Origin of the sequence: Actinosynnema sp. NPDC049800, from assembly GCF_040656635.1 — a bacterium.
In the GTDB taxonomy this organism is placed as follows: Bacteria; Actinomycetota; Actinomycetes; order Mycobacteriales; family Pseudonocardiaceae; genus Actinosynnema.
Map to the genome: position 1 here is coordinate 1 of NZ_JBFAMT010000052.1, position 21,419 is coordinate 21,419.

21 protein-coding genes are annotated in these 21,419 nt (G+C 71.7%); 12 read left to right on the forward strand and 9 right to left on the reverse strand.

The annotated features are described in order from the left end of the window. Window positions 1–151: 151 nt before the first annotated feature. Window positions 152–553 carry a hypothetical protein gene (locus AB0I91_RS36000; RefSeq protein ID WP_499640907.1) on the reverse strand — a complete coding sequence of 134 codons (402 nt, stop codon included), beginning with the start codon at window positions 551–553 and terminating at the stop codon, window positions 152–154. 185 nt (window positions 554–738) lie between these two features. Between AB0I91_RS36000 and AB0I91_RS36005 the strand changes: the two genes are divergently transcribed. After that, complete coding sequence (locus AB0I91_RS36005) at window positions 739–1,347, forward strand: Maf family protein (protein ID WP_499640909.1); 609 nt, start codon at window positions 739–741, stop codon at window positions 1,345–1,347. Window positions 1,348–1,525: 178 nt separating this feature from the next. Continuing rightward, on the forward strand, window positions 1,526–2,851 hold the full coding sequence (locus AB0I91_RS36010) for a dicarboxylate/amino acid:cation symporter (protein ID WP_499640911.1): 1,326 nt from the start codon (window positions 1,526–1,528) through the stop codon (window positions 2,849–2,851). 108 nt (window positions 2,852–2,959) lie between these two features. On the opposite strand, the gene AB0I91_RS36015 is transcribed toward AB0I91_RS36010, so the two are convergent. Further along, window positions 2,960–3,586 (reverse strand): hypothetical protein, encoded by a 627-nt coding sequence (locus AB0I91_RS36015; protein WP_499613221.1) that lies wholly within the window; start codon window positions 3,584–3,586, stop codon window positions 2,960–2,962. Between the two features lie 163 nt (window positions 3,587–3,749). Here AB0I91_RS36015 and AB0I91_RS36020 point away from each other — a divergent pair, with 163 nt between their 5' ends. From AB0I91_RS36020 to AB0I91_RS36055, 8 genes are all read left to right on the forward strand, one after another. Further along, the gene (locus AB0I91_RS36020) at window positions 3,750–5,528 is read left to right on the forward strand and encodes an acetyl/propionyl/methylcrotonyl-CoA carboxylase subunit alpha (RefSeq protein ID WP_498780493.1); all 1,779 of its coding nucleotides are present in this window, start codon (window positions 3,750–3,752) and stop codon (window positions 5,526–5,528) included. Between the two features lie 10 nt (window positions 5,529–5,538). Further along, window positions 5,539–5,928, forward strand: coding sequence for a DUF1707 SHOCT-like domain-containing protein (locus AB0I91_RS36025; protein WP_498780495.1), 390 nt, complete (start codon window positions 5,539–5,541; stop codon window positions 5,926–5,928). Further along, window positions 5,925–6,797, forward strand: coding sequence for an HAD family hydrolase (locus tag AB0I91_RS36030; RefSeq protein WP_499640913.1), 873 nt, complete (start codon window positions 5,925–5,927; stop codon window positions 6,795–6,797). The genes AB0I91_RS36025 and AB0I91_RS36030 overlap by 4 nt, the downstream gene beginning before the upstream one ends. Window positions 6,798–6,932: 135 nt before the next feature. Then, window positions 6,933–7,373: a GNAT family N-acetyltransferase gene (locus tag AB0I91_RS36035; protein WP_498780498.1), complete on the forward strand. Its 441-nt coding sequence runs from the start codon at window positions 6,933–6,935 to the stop codon at window positions 7,371–7,373. Between the two features lie 6 nt (window positions 7,374–7,379). Continuing rightward, window positions 7,380–7,967, forward strand: a complete 588-nt coding sequence (locus AB0I91_RS36040; protein ID WP_498780500.1) for a DUF3558 domain-containing protein — start codon at window positions 7,380–7,382, stop codon at window positions 7,965–7,967. Window positions 7,968–8,081: 114 nt separating this feature from the next. Next, window positions 8,082–8,459, forward strand: coding sequence for a transcriptional regulator (locus AB0I91_RS36045; protein ID WP_230570428.1), 378 nt, complete (start codon window positions 8,082–8,084; stop codon window positions 8,457–8,459). Window positions 8,460–8,487: 28 nt separating this feature from the next. Continuing rightward, window positions 8,488–9,792, forward strand: coding sequence for a PPE domain-containing protein (locus tag AB0I91_RS36050; RefSeq protein ID WP_498780501.1), 1,305 nt, complete (start codon window positions 8,488–8,490; stop codon window positions 9,790–9,792). After that, window positions 9,792–10,586, forward strand: a complete 795-nt coding sequence (locus tag AB0I91_RS36055) for an ESX secretion-associated protein EspG (protein WP_498780503.1) — start codon at window positions 9,792–9,794, stop codon at window positions 10,584–10,586. Before AB0I91_RS36050 ends, AB0I91_RS36055 begins: the two co-directional genes overlap by 1 nt. A gap of 197 nt (window positions 10,587–10,783) precedes the next feature. Here AB0I91_RS36055 and AB0I91_RS36060 read toward each other — a convergent pair whose 3' ends face one another. After that, window positions 10,784–11,233 carry a gamma-glutamylcyclotransferase family protein gene (locus AB0I91_RS36060; protein ID WP_123745455.1) on the reverse strand — a complete coding sequence of 150 codons (450 nt, stop codon included), beginning with the start codon at window positions 11,231–11,233 and terminating at the stop codon, window positions 10,784–10,786. Between the two features lie 136 nt (window positions 11,234–11,369). Between AB0I91_RS36060 and AB0I91_RS36065 the strand changes: the two genes are divergently transcribed. Further along, a complete protein-coding gene (locus AB0I91_RS36065) occupies window positions 11,370–12,773 on the forward strand; it encodes an NAD(P)H-quinone dehydrogenase (RefSeq protein WP_498780504.1) in 1,404 nt (467 codons plus the stop codon). A gap of 49 nt (window positions 12,774–12,822) precedes the next feature. Here the strand turns inward: AB0I91_RS36065 and glpK are convergent, their stop codons facing one another. Both glpK and AB0I91_RS36075 read right to left on the reverse strand, forming a co-directional pair. Further along, a complete protein-coding gene (gene glpK, locus AB0I91_RS36070; protein WP_498780505.1) occupies window positions 12,823–14,328 on the reverse strand; it encodes a glycerol kinase GlpK in 1,506 nt (501 codons plus the stop codon). Between the two features lie 14 nt (window positions 14,329–14,342). Beyond that, window positions 14,343–15,083, reverse strand: a complete 741-nt coding sequence (locus AB0I91_RS36075; RefSeq protein WP_498780506.1) for an MIP/aquaporin family protein — start codon at window positions 15,081–15,083, stop codon at window positions 14,343–14,345. Between the two features lie 182 nt (window positions 15,084–15,265). On the opposite strand from AB0I91_RS36075, the gene AB0I91_RS36080 reads away from it, so the two are divergent. Then, complete coding sequence (locus tag AB0I91_RS36080; protein ID WP_498780581.1) at window positions 15,266–16,996, forward strand: glycerol-3-phosphate dehydrogenase/oxidase; 1,731 nt, start codon at window positions 15,266–15,268, stop codon at window positions 16,994–16,996. A 127-nt stretch (window positions 16,997–17,123) separates the two neighbouring features. On the opposite strand, the gene AB0I91_RS36085 is transcribed toward AB0I91_RS36080, so the two are convergent. The 4 genes from AB0I91_RS36085 to AB0I91_RS36100 all read right to left on the reverse strand — a co-directional run bounded on the left by AB0I91_RS36085 (window position 17,124) and on the right by AB0I91_RS36100 (window position 21,409). Then, the gene (locus AB0I91_RS36085) at window positions 17,124–18,299 is read right to left on the reverse strand and encodes a hypothetical protein (protein ID WP_499640915.1); all 1,176 of its coding nucleotides are present in this window, start codon (window positions 18,297–18,299) and stop codon (window positions 17,124–17,126) included. A 164-nt stretch (window positions 18,300–18,463) separates the two neighbouring features. Further along, entirely contained in the window at window positions 18,464–19,726 is a 1,263-nt protein-coding gene (locus AB0I91_RS36090; RefSeq protein WP_499616662.1) for an amidohydrolase, read from the reverse strand. Further along, the gene (locus AB0I91_RS36095; protein WP_498780511.1) at window positions 19,723–20,889 is read right to left on the reverse strand and encodes a M20 family metallopeptidase; all 1,167 of its coding nucleotides are present in this window, start codon (window positions 20,887–20,889) and stop codon (window positions 19,723–19,725) included. Before AB0I91_RS36095 ends, AB0I91_RS36090 begins: the two co-directional genes overlap by 4 nt. Window positions 20,890–21,082: 193 nt before the next feature. After that, on the reverse strand, window positions 21,083–21,409 hold the full coding sequence (locus AB0I91_RS36100) for a hypothetical protein (RefSeq protein ID WP_498780513.1): 327 nt from the start codon (window positions 21,407–21,409) through the stop codon (window positions 21,083–21,085). Window positions 21,410–21,419 lie beyond the last annotated feature (10 nt).

A 21,419-nucleotide genomic window follows, 5' to 3' on the forward strand; every position in this document is an offset into this window, starting at 1 on the left:
CGCGCCCTGATTCCCCGACGATCGAAGAGCGTGATCGCCGGGGAATGAGGACGCGAACGACCGACGCGTCCTCGCGTGGTGGTCAACGGGGCCGGCGACGCCGGTGGGCTCGCCCGCGGTCTGCGGAGCAGCGGCAATCCGACACCGCGGTTCAACAACTCACGCGGCGGGAGTTGACCTGGGCGCCGTCGCCGAGCACCGAGACCTCGCGGCAGCGGGTGCCGTCCGGCACGTGCAGGCGCACCCGCATCCACATGGTGCCGACGCCGACCCGCGCCTCCAGCACCTCGACGCCCTTCGCGGCCACCGCCGAGGGCACCTCGTCGAGCCGCCGCAACGCCCGCGCGATGGACGTCACCTGGTCCATCACCTCGGACTCGACGCGGTCGCTGCCGTTCGCGAACGGCCAGAACGGCACGCCGTACCCGACCGGGTCCGTCGACACGACCCGGCCGGTCAGGACGAGGACCAGGACGGCCGGCGCCGCCCAGAGCCACCGGTACCGGCCTCGACCCCGGTCGTTCCGGCGGACCACCAGAGCCAAGCGCTGCACAACCCCGAGGCTGCCGAACCCCGTGACGGCGCGCATCGGTAGTTCTACGCACCGCGTGCACCACGGCCTCCCGAAGTCACCTGATCAGGGGTTTCCGGTTCGGGATCGCGCACGAGTCCCGCGGCGCCCACCACCCGGCCGCCTTCCGTTCGGGCGTCCGCGGGCCGCGCCCTAGGCTGGACGTCGTGCGCTTCGTCCTCGCCTCCCAGTCCCCCGCCCGCCTGGCCGTGCTGCGTGCCGCCGGCGTCGAGCCGGTCGTCCGCGTGTCCGGCGTCGACGAGGACGCGCTGGCCGCCTCCCTCGCCGACCCGACCCCGGAAGAGCTGGTCACGGCCCTGGCGACGGCGAAGGCCGAGGCGATCGCCCGGGACGAGGACGACGACGCGGTGATCGTCGGCTGCGACTCGATGCTGCGCACCGCCGACGGCGAGGTGCACGGCAAGCCCGGCACGGTCGAGGTCGCGCGCGAGCGCTGGAAGAAGATGGCGGGCACCACCGGCGCCCTGCTGACCGGGCACGCCGTGCTGCGGATGAGCGGCGGGCGGGTCGTGGCCCGCGCGGTCGGGCACGAGACGACGCTGGTCCGGTTCGGCCGCCCCACCGACGACGAGCTCGAGGCGTACCTCGCGACCGGGGAGCCGCTGGGGGTCGCGGGCGCGTTCACGCTCGACGGCCTGGGCGGCTGGTTCGTGGACGCCATCGACGGCGACCCGTCCAGCGTCATCGGCATCAGCCTGCCGCTCACACGCGGGCTGCTGCGTCAAGTGGACGTCTCGGTGTCCGACATCTGGTAGCCGTTGTCACATTTTCCCTGATCCGGGAAGCTCGACGAAGGGCTTTCGCGTTGGGGGAGCTGTGGGTGAACTGCTGACGCGCCGCCGTCACATCGACTTCGGGCGCAGGACGAACACGGGTTGTCGCGGCTGACGCCGCCCCCGTCGTCCACCCCTGCGCAGCCAACCCGGAGCAGTCGTGTCGTTCGTCCGCAGTTACAAGAAGCCGAAGGTGTTCGGCTTCACCGTCCTCGCCGCGCTCGTCCTCGGCGCCCTGGCGGGGTACGTCGCCAAGAGCACCGGCCAGGAGTGGCTCACCACCACCCTCGGTTCGATCGGCGACGTCTTCACCAGCCTCCTGCAGTTCACCGTCATCCCCCTGGTGTTCACCGCGATCGTGGTGGGCATCACGAGCCTGCGCAGGCTCGGCAGCTCGCGCGCCGCGCGGCTGGGCGGGAAGACGCTGCTGTGGTTCGCCATCACGTCCCTCATCTCCGTGCTCATCGGCCTGGCCATCGCGTTGATCTTCAAGCCGGGCGCGGGCGTGCAGGTCGAGCCGTCCGCGGCGGCGGTGGAGAAGCTCGCCGCCCGTGACCCGGGCTCGTGGGGCACGCTGCTGGAGACCTTGATCCCGTCCAACCTGTTCAGCGCCTTCACCGAGGGCGAGGTGCTCCAGGTCGTGTTCGTCTCGGTGCTGGTCGGCTTCGCCGCGTACGCGCTGGGCGAGAGGGCCACGCCGTTCGTCGCGCTGACCCGCTCGGCGTTCGACCTGATCCAGAAGATCGTCGGCTGGATCGTGCTGCTCGCGCCGATCGGCGTGTTCGGCCTGATCGGCACGGCCTTCGCGACGTACGGCAACTCGTTCGTCCAGCCGCTGTTCTCGCTGATCGCCTCGGTGTACGGCGGGGCGCTGCTGGTGCTGTTCGTGGTGTACCCGCTGCTGCTGCGGTTCGTCGGCCGGGTGTCGCCGGTCACGTTCTTCGCCAAGGCGTGGACCGCGATCCAGTTCGCGTTCGTGTCCCGCTCGTCGGGCGCGACGCTGCCGTTGAGCAGGCAGACCGCCGCCAACCTCGGCGTGGACGACGACTACGCGTCGTTCGCCGTGCCGCTGGGCACGACCACGAAGATGGACGGTTGCGCCGCCGTGTACCCGGCCATCGCCACGGTGTTCATCGCGAACCTGTTCGGCGTGCAGCTGGGCGTGTGGCAGTACGTGGCGATCGTCGCGGTCGCCGTGTTCGGCGCGCTGGCCACGGCGGGCACCACCGGCTGGTTCACCATGCTGACGCTGACCCTGGGCGCGGTGAACATGCCGCCGGAGGTCATCGCCACCGGTGTCGCGGTCGTCTACGCGATCGACCCGATCCTGGACATGGTCCGCACGGCCACCAACGTGACCGGCCAGATCACCGTCCCGGTCCTGGTCGCCCGCTCCGAGGGCCTGCTGGACGACGAGGTCCTCAACACCCCGAGCGACCCGCCCCTGCTGACCACCACCCCCACCCGCGAGCCCGTCCCCGCCTGACCGCTCGACCCACCCGACCTGGACGTAGGACACGCTCGTTCGCGAGTCCTACGTCCAGGTCGCGCGTGTCCTACGTCCGGAACACCCGGGTTCGACGTCCGGGACCCCTCACGCGCCGCAGTGGCGCAGGTCGGACGGGTCCGGCGTGACGGTGGGCCAGCCCGGCAACGACTCCGCCTCGCGCACGACCGGCGTGCACCCCAGCTCGCCGCCGTTGCCGGCGATCGAGAACACCTGCGCGAACCACCGCGAGCAGTCCACGCCCGCCTGGCACGCCCGCTGCACGGCCACGACGTCCGCGACCGCGTCGTGGTCCACGTCGTGCAGCGCCAAGTACGCCCCGCTGGCCACGTACGGCACCTGCGCCCGCGACCACGCGCCCGACCTGCGCACCAGCACCTCCCCGAGCACCTCGCCGCCGACCTCGCCCCGCACCAGGCACACCGCGACCTCGGCGTCGACGCACTGCAACGACGATTCGTCGATCCGGGCGCCCGAAGTGGCGATGGTCAACTCGAAGATGTTCGGCCCGGACGCCCCGCTGGTCCTGATCCGGCCCACGCCCTCGCCGACGACCAATTCCACTGAATCGACACCGACCTCCTGTTTCACCACCGAACGGCACGCCGTCGCGCCGCACCGCAATTCGTCCTGCGGCGTCACGGCGTCGGGGTCGGTGGCCGCGGTCGGGCGCAGTGACCAGGCCATGACCAGTCCCGCGACGGTGATGAGCACAGCTGCGCAAGCTGTCAGAAGCGCGGCGGCGGGCGGGCGTGTCACGATTTCCGATTGTTCCACCCAAGCGTGAGCTGTCTCTCGGTCTCCGGGTACTGACGGGTCACTAAACTCCGAACCCATTGCCGCTCAAAGTCCCAGCGTTGCCAGGAGGTAGGACGTCGTGTCGCTGCGCAAGGTCCTCGTCGCCAACCGCGGTGAGATCGCCGTCCGGGTCATCCGTGCCTGCCGGGACGCCGGCCTGACCAGCGTCGCCGTGTACGCCGACCCGGACCGGGACGCCCCGTTCGTCCGGCTGGCGGACGAGGCGTTCGCCCTGGGCGGCAGCACGCCCGGGGACAGCTACCTGTCCATCGACAAGCTCCTCGACGTGGCCAAGCGCGCGGGCGCGGACTCGGTGCACCCCGGCTACGGCTTCCTGTCCGAGAACGCGGACTTCGCGCAGGCGGTGCTGGACGCGGACCTGATCTGGATCGGGCCGACCCCGCAGGCCATCCGCGACCTCGGCGACAAGGTCACCGCGCGGCACATCGCGATGCGCGCGGGCGCGCCGCTGGTCCCCGGCACCAAGGACCCGGTCTCCGGCCCGGACGAGATCATCGCGTTCGCGCGGGAGCACGGTCTGCCGGTCGCGATCAAGGCGGCGTTCGGCGGCGGCGGTCGCGGCCTCAAGGTGGCGCGCACGCTGGAGGAGATCCCCGAGCTGTTCGACAGCGCGGTGCGCGAGGCCGTCACGGCGTTCGGCCGCGGCGAGTGCTTCGTCGAGCGGTACCTGGACAAGCCGCGGCACGTCGAGGCGCAGGTCCTGGCCGACCAGCACGGCAACGTCGTCGTCGTCGGCACGCGCGACTGCTCGTTGCAGCGCCGCCACCAGAAGCTGGTCGAGGAGGCGCCCGCGCCGTTCCTGACCGACGAGCAGCGGGCCGAGATCCACCGGTCGGCGCGCGCGATCTGCAAGGAGGCCGGCTACCACGGCGCCGGCACGGTCGAGTACCTGGTCGCGGTGGACGGCACGATCTCGTTCCTCGAGGTCAACACCCGCCTCCAGGTCGAGCACCCGGTCAGCGAGGAGACCGCGGGCGTCGACCTGGTGCGCGAGCAGTTCCGCATCGCCGCCGGCGAGGTGCTGCGGTTCACCGAGGACCCCACCCCGCGCGGCCACTCGATCGAGTTCCGCATCAACGGCGAGGACGCGGGCCGCAACTTCCTGCCCGCGCCCGGCACGGTCACCACGTTCACCTCGCCGTCCGGTCCCGGTGTCCGGGTGGACGCGGGCGTGGAGAGCGGCACGGTCATCGGCGGCCAGTTCGACTCCCTGCTCGCCAAGCTGATCGTCACCGGCGAGGACCGGACGCAGGCCTTGGAGCGGGCACGGCGCGCGCTGGACGAGATGGTGGTCGAGGGCATGGCGACCGTGCTGCCGTTCCACCGCGCGATCGTGCGGGACCCGGCGTTCGTCGGCTCCGAGGACGGCTTCACCGTGCACACGCGGTGGATCGAGACCGAGTTCGACAACACCATCGCGCCGTTCGCCGACGGCGCGGAGGCCGAGGAGGACGAGCCGCGGCAGACCCTGGTGGTCGAGGTCGGCGGACGTCGGCTGGAGGTCTCGCTGCCCGGTGACCTGGCGTTCGCCGGCGGTGGTGGCGCCGGTGGCGCGGCCAGGGCGGGTGTGAAGGCCAAGCCGCGCAAGCGGGGCGGCGGCAAGGGCGGCGCGGCGGTCTCCGGCGACGCGGTGGCCGCGCCCATGCAGGGCACGATCGTCAAGGTCGCGGTCGAGGACGGCCAGCAGGTCGAGGCGGGCGAGCTGATCGTCGTGCTGGAGGCCATGAAGATGGAGAACCCGGTCACCGCGCACAAGTCCGGCGTGGTCACGGGGCTGTCCGCCGAGCCGGGCGCGGCGGTCACCCAGGGCACGGTCCTCTGCGAGATCAAGGAATAGGCTCACCTGTGTGAGCGAGCGGGACATCCGGATCGGCGACGCGGAGCGTGAGCACGCGCTCGAACTGCTCGGCACGCACCTCGGCGAGGGGCGGCTGAGCGTGGACGAGTACGGCGACCGCTCCGCCCGCGTCGCCACCGCGAAGACCCGGGGCGACCTGTACGCGTTGTTCGGCGACCTGCCCGCGCCACGGCCGCGGTTCCCGCAGGTCGAGCCGCCGGAGACCCGGTCGCCGGTGTCCGCCCGGCGCACCGCCCCGCTCGAGTTCCGGGTCGGCAGCGCGGCGGTCACGGCGGTCGCGATCGTCAGCGTGGCGTTGTTCTTCCTGGCCAAGACACCGCTGGTGTTCCTGCTGATCCCCGCGGCGATGCTGCTGATCGGCCGGATGGGCAGGCGGTGAGCGCGCCGTCGCTGCTGCTGCTCGACCTGGACGGCGTGCTGCGGCGGTTCCCGCCGGACGGGCCGATCGAGGACGGTTTCGGCCTGCCGCGCGGCACGTTGGCGCGGGTGTCGTTCGCCCTGGCCGGTCCCGCGACCGCCGGCCGTGCCACGGACGAGGAGTGGCGCGCGGCCGTGCGGGAGCAGCTGGTCGTCGAAGGGCTCTCGCCGGCGCGCGCGGCGGGCGCGGTGGCGGCGTGGACCCGGACCGGCGAGGTGATCGGCGAGGCGCTGGACCTGGTGCGGCGGGTCCGCGAGCGGTGCCGGGTGGCGTTGCTCTCCAACGCGACCGACCGGCTGCCGCGCGACCTGGCGGAGCTGGGGCTGGACCGCGAGGTCGACGCGGTCGTGTCGTCCGCGCGGCTGGGGGTGGCCAAGCCCGCGCCCGAGGCGTTCCGGCGCGCGTTGCGGGTGCTGCAGCACTCGCCGTCGGGGACGTTGTTCTGCGATGACAACGCGGTGAACGCGGAGGCGGCGCGGACGATCGGCATCGACGCCGTGCACACGCCGGACTTCCCCGCGTTGCACGAGGCGCTGTCGTCGCGCGGCTTGTTGGACGACGGCGTCGGCACGGGTCCGCCCGGGACCGCGGGTCCGTTGTTGCTGGTCCTGCACGACCGCGACGACGCGGAGGAAGCCGCGCGGGAGCTGGCGGCGGCCGGGTGGTCGCCGTGCGCGGTGCACAAGGACGTGCTGGCCGGAGAGGACGACCTGGAAGACGCCGACTGGGTCGTGGAGTTGACCACCGGTCCCGACGACCGGCCCGCGTCCGCCCACCGCGGCCTGCTCGAAGAGCTGGCCGGGCGGTACGACGGGTTCATCACGGACTGATCCCCCGGCGCTTGCGACGTCGCGTCGGCAGGTCGAGCCTGATTTCGCGGCGATCACGCTTTACTATCGTCGCGAAACCAGCCTGCCGACTTCCGGGCGACCTCGCCCGTCCGAGCGGAGCGAGGACGATTCGGCATGGAGGCCGTCGAGATCAACGCGGGGGAGTTCTACCTGCGCCGACTCCGCGTGGACGACCGCATCGACGACCGGCCGGCGTTGGTGGGCGGTGGCCTCTGCCCCGACCTCGACGCGGCCGGCGCGCACATCGCCGAACGCGCGGACCAGTGGCACACCGACGAGTCCTGCTCCTGGGCCGTGTGCGACCAGCTCACCGGCACGGCCGTCGGCGAGATCTCCCTGTCCAGCACCGGTGAGCTGCACTGCTGGATCACGCCCGACCTGCGCGGCAAGGGCATCGCGACGCACGCGACCGGCGCCGTGCTGCGGTTCGGCTTCGGGTTCCTCGACCTACCGCTGATCACCGCCAGACCCCCGGACGACGCGGCCCGTCGCGTGGCCGAGAAGTGCGGCTTCACAGCCGAGGGTCCACTTGGCGTGTGGACCCGGCTACGGTAGGTGTCCATGAGGGCTGCTCGGGTGCTCACCGCCACGCTCTGCGCGTTGGCGATGGCCTCCTGCACGCCCGTTCCGGACAAGAAGGCCGATGGCCGGGTCGACGAACCGCTGCCCGTCGCGACGACCACCGTGCCGTCGTTGCCACCGCGGCCGCGGGAGGTGCGGTTGGACGACGTCGACCCGTGCGCCGTGCTCTCACCCGAACAGCGCATCGCGCTGAGCCTGGACAACCCGCCGAGCGCATATGTGGAAGCGAGCTTCGGCAACGCGAAGGCGTGCACCATGCGCAGCAACATCAGCGGGAACGTCGTCCGGCTGGCGCTCGTCACAGTCGAGGGCGTCGGCGTGTGGCTCAGCGAGAACGCGCAGGTGCACGCCGAGCAGACCACGGTGGCCGGTTTCCCCGGCCTGACCGTGCGGACGCCCGGCATGGACAACGTGTGCAACGTCGAGGTGGACGTCGCGGAGGGGCAGTTCCTCGACGTGATGTTCCGCGACGGCGGTAACGAAACGGCGGCCAAGCAGGACACTCTGTGCCAAGGGGCGCAACGGGCGGCAGAAGCGGCGGTAGCCGGTTTGCTGCAACGGCGCTGATCCACGCGGGGGATGTGCGCTCCACCCACTCCCCGCTGTCGGACCGGGTGGCTAGAGTGACCTTGCGCGAGAACGGAATGGCGCGACGGGAACGAGGAAGGCGGGAGGTTGTCCATGCCGTCGGAAGACCACGGCCACGGCGCTGACACGGGCTCACCACCGCCCCTGTCGCACACCTTGAACGTCGAGCCCAGCGCGATCCCGAGCCTGCGCAACGCGTTCGCGGGCGCGTTGTCGAAGCTGGACGAGCAGATCGAGCAGGCGATCACCGAGGTCAGGGTCCGCCCGTGGGCGGGCGACCCGGTGAGCCAGGACGCCGCGGAGCGGTTCAACGAGCGGTCGCTCGAATCGGGCGACTCGGCGCTGATCGCGTTGGAGAACTACCAGCGGCAGCTCAAGTCGGCCATGGACGCGCTCACCCTGGTCGAGCAGCAGTACCAGTCCATCGAAGAAGACAACACCGGGTTGATGGGACAGCAGGGCAGCCGCTGAGCGCCCGGCGCAGGCAAGGGGAGCGTTCATGCCCGATGGACACCGCTGGAGCGGGTACAGCCACGAAGAGCTGTACGAGCAGATCAACTCGGGGCCGGGGCCCAAGGCCTCGCACGCCTCGATGGAGCGGTGGCAGGGCGTCTCCGCCGCGTTGACCGAGATCAACGCCGAGCTGCACAGCGGCGTGCTGAAGTCCGGCGCGTCCTGGGAGGGTTCGGCCGCGGACAAGGCGCGGATGGGCATCAACCCGCTGGCCGCGTGGGCGGACGACGCCCGTGCCGGCGCGGAGGTCATGCGCATCTCGGCCGAGCTGCAGGCGGACTACATCGCCAAGGCGCGCGCGGACATGCCGCCGCCGGTGAAGGTGACCGCGGAGGAGCCGAACCTGCTCGTCAGCGCGTTGACCAACCTGGTCGGCGGGCAGACGGACTTCGAGCAGCAGGAGAAGGCGCGCAACGCCGCCGAGCAGCGGGCGCGCGAGGTGATGACGACCTACGCCTCCAGCACCGTGTCGAACACCAGCACGTTGGGGCAGTTCCACCAGCCGCCGCAGTTGGTGATCAACGCGCCCGAGGTGGTGCGCAACGACTCGGCGGGCGTGTCCGGTCCCGGTTGGGGTTACGGCGGTCCGCGCGGTGGGCGTGGCGGCGGTCGGGGCGGGTGGCGCGGCGGTCGCGGCGGGTGGCGCGGCGGCTACTCGCCTCAGCGTCCGGCGCCGCAGCCCTCGTTCGGCGGTTCGACGGGCACGGCGTCCGTCGGGACGTCCGGTTCCACCAGGACTTCGTCGGCGGCGTTACCGGCGTCCGGGTCGGGTTCGGGGGTGTTCGGGCCCGGTGGTGTGGTCGGCGGTGGCGGTGCGGGTGGTCAGCAGGACAAGGACCGGCGCAAGGCCTCGTCGTCTTCGTCTTCTTCGTCGTCGTCCTCCGACACGACGAACGGTCAGCACGCCGCCGGCGCCAACCAGCAGTTGCTCCCGGGTGCGCCCGGTGGGCCGTTGCTGCCCAGCGGCACGACGTCGGTGAGCTCGGTGGAGATCGGGGCGTTCGCGGCGAGCACGCAGCACGCGGCGACGGCGGGGCCGGGCGGGTCGACGGGCTCGATGCTCGGCGCCGGCGGCCAGGTCGGCGGCCAGGACACCGTGCACAAGCGCAGCGTCCCGGCGCCGGCGCAGCCCGCGTTCGACCCGTTCGGCGGCCTGGGTGCGGCTCGTGGCGCGGAAGAGGAAGAAGATGCCACGCACGACGCAGCCGACTACCTTCGGCAGACGGACGACATCTACGGCATTGGCGGGATCATCTCGCCTCCGGTGATCGGGGAGAGCACCACCCACTGATGACGACGTTCGGCTTGGACTTGGGCAGCAACGACCTGCGCGAACCGGTGACGATCTCGGCGCTGGAGTTCGACGTGCTCTGGGAGCACCTGCGGCTGGAGACCATGCCGCTGGTGCTCAAGGTGCCGTCACCGGGCAAGACGCACGCGGAGCGGGCCGAGCTGGAGCGGCAGGCGTGGGGCGGGCTCGACCGTCGCGGGTTGGGCCGGCCGGTGTCGCTGGACCCGATGCTGGAGGACCTGCTGCACCTGCTGAACCGGCCGCAGCAGGAGGTGGACGGGCGGTTGTGGCTCGGCCACAGCGTCCGCGTGCTGGCGGCGGCCAAGGGCCAGTCCGGCGTGCTGGCGGTCCTGTCCCACGACCAGCTGACCCTGCGCCCGGCGTCCGCCGAGGGCCTCCCGCGCGAGGCCCTCTCCGTGCTCCCGCCGCTGGCCGCGGGCCCGGGCCACTCCGTGACCCTGCCGAGCGCGGACCTGGACGCCGCCGCGGCCCAGGCCAACACCGCGGACGACCTTCAGCAGGCCCTCTTGGCGCGCGGCATCCGGCAGGAGGACGCCCGCACCCTCGCCGACATGTTCCGCGACGCGGGCAACCGCGGCCAGTTCGGCGCCGCGAGCCGTGACAAGTGGGGCAAGCGCGTCCGCCAGGAGCACGTCGTGTCGTTCTTCGACAACCCCCACGGCCGCTACATCCAACTCCGCCGGGCGACCCCGGGCCAACAACCGTGGAGCACCGTCTCCCCCGTCGACGCCCGCCGCCTGATCCAACACCTGGAATCCCTGACCAGCGCCTGAGCGGCGGGTCGAACCCCAGGACGGGCGAGTTCAACGCTCCCGGACCGCCACGGGGCACACCCGCGCACCCGCCTGAGCTCGGCGGTCCCGGACACGGGCTCGCGCGTTCCGAACGTGGCACGCCCGGGGCCCGCGCGCTCGACGCTCGGGCCCTGGGCGTTCGACACGCCGGGCCCGAGTGTTCGACGCGCGTGGGGTCAGGGGCCGATGCCTTGGCAGGGGCGCGTGCGGAGGTCGGAGACGTAGTCGTCCGGGGCACCCGCGGCTTCGGCGGCATCGGCGACGACGCCGATGTAGCGGGCCGAGGGCAGACCGCCCTCGTAGGCGTCCAGGACGTAGAGCCAGGCGGTCACCGAACCTTCCAGGGTCTGGACGCGCAGGCGGATCTTCTTGTAGAGCCCGAGGGCGCCTTCCCAGCGGTCGAGGCGGGACTCGTCACGCGGGCTCACGTCGTAGAGCACGCAGAACACCTGGGAGTCGGGGTCCTCGACGATGGTGGCGAGCGCGCCCTCCCAGCCCAGGTCCTCGCCACCGAACGTCAGACGCCATCCGGCGAGCCACCCGGTCCCCGCCATCGGGGAGTAGGGGGCTCGCTCCATCATCTGGTTCGGGTCCATGTTGGACCCGTACGCGGCATAGAGCGGCACGACGACAGCCTAGCGACCTCGCGATCACCGCGAGGTACCAGAAGACCGGACGACACACCCCGACACCCGACCGCGTACGGTTACCAGCGGCTGCAACCGGCGCAAACAGCGCCGAAGACCACGAGGAGGACGTGTCGTGACCCGCATCGTCATCATGGGCGGTGGCCCCGCAGGTTACGAGGCGGCACTGGTCGCGGCCCAGCACGGGGCCGACGTGACCATCGTGGAACGCGAGGGCCTCGGTGGCGCCTGCGTGCTCTACGACTGCGTGCCGTCGAAGACGTTCATCGCCTCCGCGGGCGGCCGCAGCGCCTTCCGCAACGCCGGTGAGCTGGGCATTCGCACCAACAACGCGGAAGCGGCGGTCGAACTGCCGGTCGTGCACGGACGGGTGAAGGGCCTGGCGCTCGCCCAGTCCGCCGACGTCCGGGCCCGCCTCCAGCGCGAGGGCGTGCGGATCGTCAACGGCATCGGCAAGTTCTGCGACAACGCCCGCGGGCTCGCCCAGCACGAGGTCGTGACCATCGCCGAGGACGGCACGAAGGAAGTCCTCCCGGCCGACGTGGTGCTCATCGCGACGGGTGCGACCCCGCGCGTGTTGCCCGGCGCCGAGCCCGACGGCAAGCGGATCCTGACCTGGCGGCAGATCTACGACCTCCCCGAGTTGCCGGAGCACCTGGCCGTCATCGGGTCGGGTGTCACCGGTGTGGAGTTCGCCTCCGCGTACACGGAACTCGGCGTGAAGGTGACCATGGTCTCCAGCCGCGATCGGGTGCTCCCCCACGAGGACGCCGACGCGGCCGTGGTGCTGGAGGACGTGTTCGCCGAACGCGGCACGGCGGTGGTCAAGCACGCCCGCGCGGACCGGGTCGAGAACGTCGGCGACGGCGTCCTGATTCACCTGGAAGACGGTCGCACGATCGAGGCGAGCCACGCCCTGATGACGGTCGGCTCCGTCCCGAACACCGCCGACCTCGGCCTGGACAAGATCGGCATCGAGCTCGGCCGCGGCGGGTACATCCCGGTCGACCGGGTGTCGCGGACGAACATCGCCGGCGTCTACGCGGCGGGCGACTGCACGGGCCTGCTGCTGCTCGCGTCCGTCGCCGCCATGCAGGGCCGCATCGCCATGTGGCACGCGCTGGGCCAGGGCGTGAGCCCGATCAGGCTCAAGACGGTCGCGGCGAACGTGTTCACCAACCCCGAGATCGCCTCCGTCGGCATCAGCCAGCAGGCGATCGACTCCGGCGAGGTGCCCGCCCGCACGATCATGCTGCCGCTGGCCACCAACCCGCGGGCCAAGATGGAAGGCCTGCGGCGCGGTTTCGTGAAGCTGTTCTGCCGCCCGGCGACGGGTGTGGTCATCGGCGGCGTCGTGGTCGCGCCGAACGCCAGCGAGCTGATCCTGCCTATCACGCTCGCCGTGCAGAACCAGCTCACGGTGGACGACCTGGCGACCACGTTCTCGGTCTACCCGTCGCTGACCGGCTCGATCACCGAGGCCGGCCGCCAGCTCATGCGCCACGACGACCTCGACTGACACGCACCGGGAGAACGGGGCGCCGCCCGGTGGCGACGCCCCGTCGGGGTCACTCCACCCAGTCGAAGGTCCTGGTCACGGCCTTCTTCCACTGCGCGTAGGTCTTGGCCCGGGTGTCGTCGTCCATCGCCGGGTCCCACTGCTTGTCCTGCGCCCAGTTCTGCCGGATGTCGTCCTCGGACTCCCAGAACCCGACCGCCAGGCCCGCCGCGTAGGCGGCGCCGAGCGCGGTCGTCTCGTTGACCACCGGCCTGATCACCGGCACGCCCAGGATGTCCGCCTGGAACTGCATCAGCAGCTCGTTCACGACCATGCCGCCGTCGACCTTCAACGACTTCAGCGGCACGCCCGAGTCGGCGTTCATCGCGTCGATCACCTCACGGGTCTGGAACGCCGTCGCCTCCAGCACCGCGCGGGCCAGGTGGCCCTTGTTCACGAACCGGGTCAGGCCGACGATCGCGCCGCGCGCGTCCGAGCGCCAGTACGGCGCGAACAGGCCGGAGAACGCGGGCACGAAGTACGCGCCGCCGTTGTCCTCCACCGTCCGGGCGTGCTCCTCGATCTCGGCGGCCGTCGTGATCATCCCGAGGTTGTCGCGCAGCCACTGCACCAACGAGCCCGTCACCGCGATCGAACCCTCCAGCGCGTACACCGGCGCCTGGGAACCGATCTTGTAGCAGACCGTGGTGAGCAGGCCGTTCTCGCTCATCACCTTGTCCGTGCCGGTGTTGAGCAGCACGAAGTTGCCGGTGCCGTAGGTGTTCTTGGCCTCGCCGGGCGACAGGCACGCCTGCCCGAACGTGGCCGCCTGCTGGTCGCCGAGGATGCCCGCGATCGGCACGCCGGCCAGCGCGCCGCGCTCCCGGACCTTGCCGTACTCCTCCGACGAGGACCGGATCTCCGGCAGCATCGACAGCGGCACGCCCATGTCGGCCGCGATGCCCTCGTCCCAGCTCAGCGTGTCGAGGTCCATCAGCAGCGTGCGGGAGGCGTTGGTGGGGTCGGTGACGTGCACGCCGCCGTCCACACCGCCGGTCATGTTCCACAGCACCCAGGTGTCCATGTTGCCGAACAGCAGGTCACCGGCCTCGGCGCGCTCCCGGGCGCCCTCCACGTTGTCCAGGATCCAGCGGATCTTGGGACCGGAGAAGTACGTCGCCAGCGGCAGGCCGGTCTTGTCCCGGTACCGCTCCTGCCCGCCGCCCAGAGCCGCCAGGTCCTGGCAGATCTTGTCGGTCCGGGTGTCCTGCCAGACGATCGCGTTGTACACCGGCTGCCCGGTGGTCCTGTCCCAGACGAGCGCGGTCTCGCGCTGGTTGGTGATTCCGACGGCGGCGATGTCGGCGGTGGTGAGGTCGGCCTTGGCCAACGCGCCCGCGGCCACCTGCCTGGTGTTGGTCCAGATCTCGTTCGCGTCGTGCTCGACCCACCCGGCCCGGGGGAAGATCTGCTCGTGCTCCTTCTGGTCGACGGAGACCACGCGACCCGAGTGGTCGAAGATCATGCACCGGGTGGACGTCGTGCCCTGGTCGATCGCGGCCACGTGCTTCGTCATGCGCTGGAGTCCTTTCAGACCGGGAGAACCAGGTACAGGAGACCGGCGAGCAGGCCGCCGAGCAGCGGACCGACCACCGGCACCCAGGCGTAGCCCCACTCGGCGCTGCCCTTGTCGCGGATGGGCAGGACCGCGTAGGCGATGCGCGGGCCGAGGTCGCGCGCCGGGTTGATGGCGTAGCCGGTCGGCCCACCGAGCGAGGCGCCGATGCCGATGACGACGAACGCGACGCCGGCGTAGCCGAGGGCGGCGTTGCCCAGCTGCGGCACGCCGTCCGCCGCACCCTTCGCGGCCGGGCTCAGCAGGACCCACGCGACCAGCACGAACGTGCCGATCACCTCGGTCACGACGTTCCAGCCGGCCTTGGGGATGGTCGGGCCGGTGCAGAAGATGCCACGGGTGCCCGCCGGGTCGTCGTGCGCGTCGAACTGCGCCTTGTAGGCCAGCCACGCGAGCACGGCGCCGATGAACGCGCCGACCAGCTGACCGGCGAAGTAGATGGGCACGTCGTCCCACGGTGTCTTGTCCGCGACGGCCAGGCCGAGGGTCACCGCGGGGTTGAGGTGCGCGCCGCTCGGCGCGGCGATGCTGGCGCCCGCGAAGACCGCGAAACCCCAGCCGATGTTGATCAGGAGCCATCCGCCGGTGTTGCCCAGCGTGTCCTTCAGGACCACGTTGGCGACGACACCCGCACCCAACAGGATCAGGATCGCGGTGCCCAGCATCTCCCACACGAAGATCGAGCCACTGCTCACTCGCCGACCTCCTCGCCTTGACAGGAGGCAGCACGGTCCGGGTCCGGCGGCGCTGCCCACCCCACAATGGGGCATGACGCTAGTTCCGACCTGATCAGTTGTCCACGGGTGGCGTACCGACGGGTAACGTGGTCGAGTCAGTCCTGGTCCGCCCGGTCGGTTCGAGCATCAGGGAGGCGTCAGTGGTCACGCGCGAGCAGTACCCCGCCACCGCGGGCCGGCTGGGGCCGCTCGAACGCTCCCAGTCCTGGGACCGGCTCGGCGCGGAGACGTTCGACCTGGTGATCATCGGTGGCGGCGTGGTCGGCGTCGGCTCCGCGCTGGACGCCGCGACGCGCGGCCTGCGGGTGGCGCTGGTCGAGGCGCGCGACCTGGCCTCGGGCACGTCGAGCCGGTCGTCGAAGCTGTTCCACGGCGGGCTGCGGTACCTGGAGCAGCTGGAGTTCGGGCTGGTGCGCGAGGCGCTGCGGGAACGCGAACTCATGCTGACCCGCCTGGCACCGCACCTGGTCAAGCCGGTGCCGTTCCTGTACCCGCTGACGCACCGCGGGTGGGAGCGGCCGTACACCGCGGCCGGGCTGCTCATGTACGACACGATGGGCGGCGCGCGGTCCGTGCCCGGGCAGAAGCACCTGACCAGGGCCGGTGCGCTGCGGCTCGTGCCCGCGTTGCGGCCGTCCGCCCTGATCGGCGGGATCCGGTACTACGACGCGCAGGCGGACGACGCGCGGCACACCATGATGGTCGGCCGCACGGCGGCGCACTACGGGGCGGTCGTGCGGACGTCCACGCAGGTCGTGGGCTTCCTGCGGGAGGCGGACCGGGTGTCCGGCGTGCGGGTGCGCGACGTGGAGGACGGGCGGGAGACGTCCGTGCGGGCGCACGCGGTGATCAACGCGACCGGGGTGTGGACCGACGAGCTGCAGCGGCTGTCCGGCAGTCGCGGCCGGTTCCGGGTGCGCGCGTCGAAGGGCGTGCACATCGTCGTGCCGCGGGACCGGATCGTGTCCGAGTCTGGGTTGATCCTGCGCACGGAGAAGTCGGTGCTGTTCGTGATCCCGTGGCGGAATCACTGGATCGTGGGAACGACCGACACCGATTGGAACCTGGACCTGGCGCACCCGGCGGCGACCCGGTCGGACATCGACTACATCCTGGAGCACGTCAACTCGGTGCTGGCGACGCCGTTGACGCACGACGACATCGAGGGCGTGTACGCCGGGCTGCGGCCGTTGCTGGCGGGTGAGAGCGAGTCGACGTCGAAGCTGTCGCGCGAGCACGCGGTGGCCCGGGTGGCGCCCGGGTTGGTCGCGATCGCCGGCGGGAAGTACACGACGTACCGGGTGATGGGCGCCGACGCGGTGGACGCGGCCTCGGTCGACCTGCCGGGGCGGATCCAGCCGTCGATCACGGACAAGGTGCCGCTGATCGGGGCGGACGGTTACCACGCGCTGGTGAACCAGGCGGACCAGTTGGCGACCCGGTACGGCCTGCACCCGTACCGGGTGAGGCACCTGCTGGACCGCTACGGGTCGTTGGTGCACGAGGTGCTGGGGTCGGCGGACGCGGAGCTGCTCAAGCCCGTGCCCGGCGCGCCGGACTACCTCCAGGTGGAGGTGGTCTACGCCGCGTCGCACGAGGGTGCGCTGCACCTGGAGGACGTGCTGACCCGGCGGACCAGGATCTCGATCGAGTACCCGCACCGGGGCGTGGAGTGCGCGTTGCCGGTGGCGCGCCTGATGGCCGGCGTGCACGGCTGGGACGACGCCATGGTGGCGCACGAGGTGTCGGTCTACACGGCCCGGGTCGACGCCGAGCGCGCGTCGCAGGCGGAACCCGACGACCAGGCCGCCGACGCCGTCCGCTCGGCCGCCCCCGAGGCCCGGCCGGAGATCGTGGAACCGGTGAGCTGACGGTGGTCGGGGTCCCGGTCGGGCGCGGAGCAGCCGCCCGCGCCGGGACCCCGCCACCGGCGGGGACCCCCGCAGAACGCGCAGGGGTCCGGCGCCACCGGCGACCGCCTCCCTCGGTGCCGGGCGATTATCCGTAGTAGTCCGCCTCGACGGCCGCGATCACGCGCTTGTCCTTGTACTCGGTGACGTTCAGCAGCACGCCGGTGCCGTTGCCGCGGTTCCAGTACGAGATGCTCTCCGCACCGGTGGTCCACGGCTTCGACGTGACCGCGTTGGGCCTCTTGTCCTTGACGTTCCAGGTGCGGAGCTGCCCCGGGTCCTTCTTCCCGGCACTGCTGGAGAACCACACCGTGTCGCCGCGACTCACCGCCCCCTGCATGGAGAAGAAGTGGGTCCGGTACGCGTCGTGGGTGCGCAACCCCGTTCCGGACAGCTGACCAGAGGCCGGGAACTCGAACCGGAACAAGCGGCACTCGTCCGGCGGGCACGCGCCGGGCGAATTCGGCTTCGACCACTGGGACACCACCAGCAGGTTCGGCTGAACGGAGCGGTCGAGGCCCAGCGAGGAGAACTGGCCAACCGCCTTGCCGGTGATCCGACCCGTCTGGATCATCACCAAGGACGCCGTGGCGAGCGGGTCCTTCTTGTCGGTCTTGTAGACCTTCTCCCAGTCGAACACCCGGATCTCCCTGGTGCACGCCACCAGCAGGTACCGCCCGTACCACACGGAGCCGCCCGCGTGGCAGGTCACGCGCGCCCAGTCGGAGCCCTTCGGCTCCACCAGTGAGATGTGCTTGTACCCCTCGTTCGCGAAGTTGGGCAGGAACGTCACCCGGGCGTGGTCGGTCCCTTTCCGATAAGAGGTCACGGCGAGGGCCTGGCGACCGTCGTAGTGGTTCGTCGGGTCGGCGTCCGAGGTGCTGGTGACGCCCTGGGGCATCCACGCGTTGTTGGAGTCGGACGACTTCTGCCCCTTGTCGGGGTGGTCCCAACACCGCAATGTCACGACCGATCGGAGTTTCTCGGCCGCCTTCTTCTCGCTGTCGTCGCAAGGCTCGGTGGCGCGCCCGCGGCCCGCGACCAGGTCCTTCACCGGGACCCGTCCGCCGGCGAGCCGCTTCTCCACCTTGGCGACCCGCCCGCTCATGCTCGTCAGGTCCACCTTGAGGTCGAACTGCGCGGTGCCGAGAATCGGCGTCGGCGTCGGCGATGCCGCCTGGGCCGCGGCCACACCCGGCGTCAATCCCGGGCCGAGCGCCCCGACCAGCCCGAAGATGAGCGTGAGCGCCACTGCTCTTCGCATGCGATCCCCCTGGATCGTCGCACGGGTCCGGCGGTGGTCGAGCACCGCGGGACCTCATCGTGGTCGGACGACCTGGGGAGAATCTGGGGCGGAAGTGCGGCCCTCACGCGCTCGCCGACCACGCGACTTCGACCGCCGCGTGGTCGGCGAGCGCCGGGACCGGGTCAGGCCAGGGCGGCCAGGGCCGCGTGCACCATCACGCGCACGCCGACCAGCAGGGCGCGTTCGTCCAGGTCGAAGCCCGGCTGGTGGAGGTCCTTCTGCTTGCCGACGCCGTCCCAGACGCCCAGGCGCGCGAACGAGCCCGGCACGTGCTCCAGGTACCAGCCGAAGTCCTCGCCGCCCGACGACTGCTCCGTGCCGGCCAGCGCGTCCTCGCCCAACGCCGCCTCGACGCCCGCGCGCAGCAGCACCGTGCTCTCCCGGTCGTTCACGACCGGGGGGACGCCGCGCCGGTGGTGCAGGTCGAAGCCGACGCCGGTCGGGGCCAGCAGCGCGCCCACCAGCTCCTTGATCAACGGCTCCAGCTCGGCCCAGATGTCGCGGTCGCCGGTGCGCAGCGTGCCGCGCAGCACGCCGTCCTGCGGCACGGCGTTCGGGGCCTCCCCCGCGTGCACCGCGCCCCACACGAGGACGGTGCCCGAACGGGGGTCGACGCGGCGGGACAGCAGGCCCGGCAGGCCCGTGATCACGGTGCCCAGCGCGTGCACCAGGTCCGCGGTCAGGTGCGGCCGGGACGTGTGGCCGCCGGGGGAGGTCAGGCGCAGCTCCAGCATGTCGCTGGCCGACGTGATCGCGCCGATCCGGGTGCCGATGCGGCCGACCTCCAGCCGCGGGTCGCAGTGCAGGCCGAAGATGCGCTCCACGCCGTCGAGACCGCCCGCCGCCAGCACGTCCAGCGCACCGCCCGGCATGACCTCCTCGGCGGGCTGGAACACCAGGCGGACCCGTCCGGGCAGCTCGGTGGCCGACGCCAGCGCCAGCGCCGCGCCCAGCAGCACGGTGGTGTGCGCGTCGTGCCCGCACGCGTGCGCCACGCCGTCCACAGTGGACGAGTACGGGGCGCCGGTGTTCTCCGGCAGCGGCAGGGCGTCGATGTCCGCGCGCAGCGCCACGCAGCGCGGCCCGGAGCCGACGTCGCAGACCAGGCCGGTGCCGCCGGGCAGGATGCGCGGCTTGAGGCCGGCCGAGCGCAGCACGTCGGCGATCAGCTCGGTGGTGGCGAACTCGTGCCGGGACAGCTCCGGGTGCGCGTGGAGGTGCCGGCGCCAGGCGACGACCTCGGAGGCGTTCGCCGCCAGCCAGTCGTCGAGCCACGAGGGTCCGCGCCCCTCACCGGGATCATCCACAGGGGCAATGCTGACCCCGCGATCGGTCAACAGCACCTCGGCACCCTCCTCCGGCCGACGCGAGTCCACGACCGTCATGCCACACCCGCCAGCAGTCGAGAGCGCTGCGCACCGTCGGTGGCAGCGGAAATTGTGGTCCAGGCGAGTGCGAGCGCCCCGTCGAGCACAGCTCGGTCGGCCGAGGCCGACGCACAGGCGGTCGCGAACTCGATTTGGTGGTTCACCGCGTCTCCGCAGTCGATGGCGATGGTCGGGTGGATGGCCGGCAGCGCACGGGTGATGTTGCCCATGTCGGTGCTGCCGATCTTCTCCTTGAGCTCCTCCTCGGGGCTCAACGGATGCCTGCCCAGCTCGATCGCGGCGTGCCGGTAGGCGTCCGCGAGCCAGGGGTCTGGGGTCAGCTCGGCGTACACCGGCGAGACCTTCACGACCTCGTGGGTGCAGCCGGTGGCGACCGCGCCCGCCTCGAAGCAGCGGTTCATCCGCTCCTCCAGCCGGCGCAGCGATTCGAGGTCGTCGGCGCGCAGGTCGAACATCGCCGACGTGCGCGCGGGCACGATGTTGGGCACGGCGCCGCCGCGCGTGACGATGCCGCTGACCATCTGTCCCGGCTCCAGGTGCTGGCGGGCGAGCCCGATGGCGACCTGGGCGACCGTGATCGCGTCGGCCGCGTTCACGCCCAGGTGGGGCGCGGCGGCGGCGTGGGACGGCTTGCCGGTGTAGTGGACCTCGACGTCGGTGATGGCGAGCGATCGCGCGGCCACGGCCTCGTACGGGGCCGGGTGCACCATCATCGAGAACGCCACGTCGTCGAATACCCCGCGTTCGAGCATCAGCACCTTGCCGCCGCCGACCTCCTCCGCCGGGGTGCCGATCACCCGGACGGTGAGGCCGAGCTCGTCGGCCAGGTCACGCAGGGCGAGGGCCGCTCCGGCCGAGGCGGCGGCGATGACGTTGTGCCCGCACGCGTGGCCGACCTCGGGCAGCGCGTCGTACTCCGCGCACAGCCCCAGCACCAGCTCGCCGGAGCCGAACGACGCGGTGAACGCCGTCTCCAGGTCCGCGACACCGCGCTCGACCTCGAAGCCCTCGGCGGCCAGCAGGTCGGCGACCTTGGCCGCGCTGCGGTGCTCGGCGAACGCCTGCTCGGGCTCCGCGTGGATGCTGCGGGAGAGGTCCACCAGCGCAGTCGAGTACCGCTCGACGGCCGAGCGTGTGCTCATCTTGAAGTCGGTACTCATTTGCGTCCATCCTGCATCACGGTCCGGCGAGCGCGTCGCACCCCTGGTTGATCAACCGGCAACCGGTCGCGGGGCTGCGCCGAGCGGTGCGCGATGTTCGGTCAGACCGATCACGTGCGCGCGACCGTGCGCGTTCGCGCAGGCCATGCTAGATGGCGACCACATGCCGCCACCGGGTTCCCACCAGGTGGAATCACCCGGACTTGCGCCCGGCCTTCCACTTCGACCAGCGCTTCTTGTTGCGCCAGTAGACGAGGGCGAACAGCAGCAGCGCGATACCGCCGATCCACAGCTTGCGGCGGGTCTCGCCGCTGGACGCGGGCTGCTGCTCCTCCTGGGGCGCGTTGATCTCCGGACCGGGCGGCACGGTGCCGTCGGGCTGGATGGTGCCGCCGGGCGCCAGGGTCTCCGTGGGCTGGACCGCGAGGTGCGGCGCGGGCGTCACGGCGGCGCCTGTGCCCGACGCGGTGAACACACCGGCCAGCACGAACAGGCACACCGCGAGCACAGATCGCCACATGGTCGCCAAG

Coding starts and splice junctions, on each gene's coding strand:
- AB0I91_RS36050 (WP_498780501.1), top strand. CDS start 8,488: ATGCCCGATGGACACCGCTGGAGCGGGTACAGCCACGAAGAGCTGTAC.
- glpK (WP_498780505.1), bottom strand. CDS start 14,328: ATGACGAAGCACGTGGCCGCGATCGACCAGGGCACGACGTCCACCCGG.
- AB0I91_RS36040 (WP_498780500.1), top strand. CDS start 7,380: ATGAGGGCTGCTCGGGTGCTCACCGCCACGCTCTGCGCGTTGGCGATG.
- AB0I91_RS36045 (WP_230570428.1), top strand. CDS start 8,082: ATGCCGTCGGAAGACCACGGCCACGGCGCTGACACGGGCTCACCACCG.
- AB0I91_RS36090 (WP_499616662.1), bottom strand. CDS start 19,726: ATGACGGTCGTGGACTCGCGTCGGCCGGAGGAGGGTGCCGAGGTGCTG.
- AB0I91_RS36035 (WP_498780498.1), top strand. CDS start 6,933: ATGGAGGCCGTCGAGATCAACGCGGGGGAGTTCTACCTGCGCCGACTC.
- AB0I91_RS36085 (WP_499640915.1), bottom strand. CDS start 18,299: ATGCGAAGAGCAGTGGCGCTCACGCTCATCTTCGGGCTGGTCGGGGCG.
- AB0I91_RS36095 (WP_498780511.1), bottom strand. CDS start 20,889: ATGAGTACCGACTTCAAGATGAGCACACGCTCGGCCGTCGAGCGGTAC.
- AB0I91_RS36055 (WP_498780503.1), top strand. CDS start 9,792: ATGACGACGTTCGGCTTGGACTTGGGCAGCAACGACCTGCGCGAACCG.
- AB0I91_RS36100 (WP_498780513.1), bottom strand. CDS start 21,409: ATGTGGCGATCTGTGCTCGCGGTGTGCCTGTTCGTGCTGGCCGGTGTG.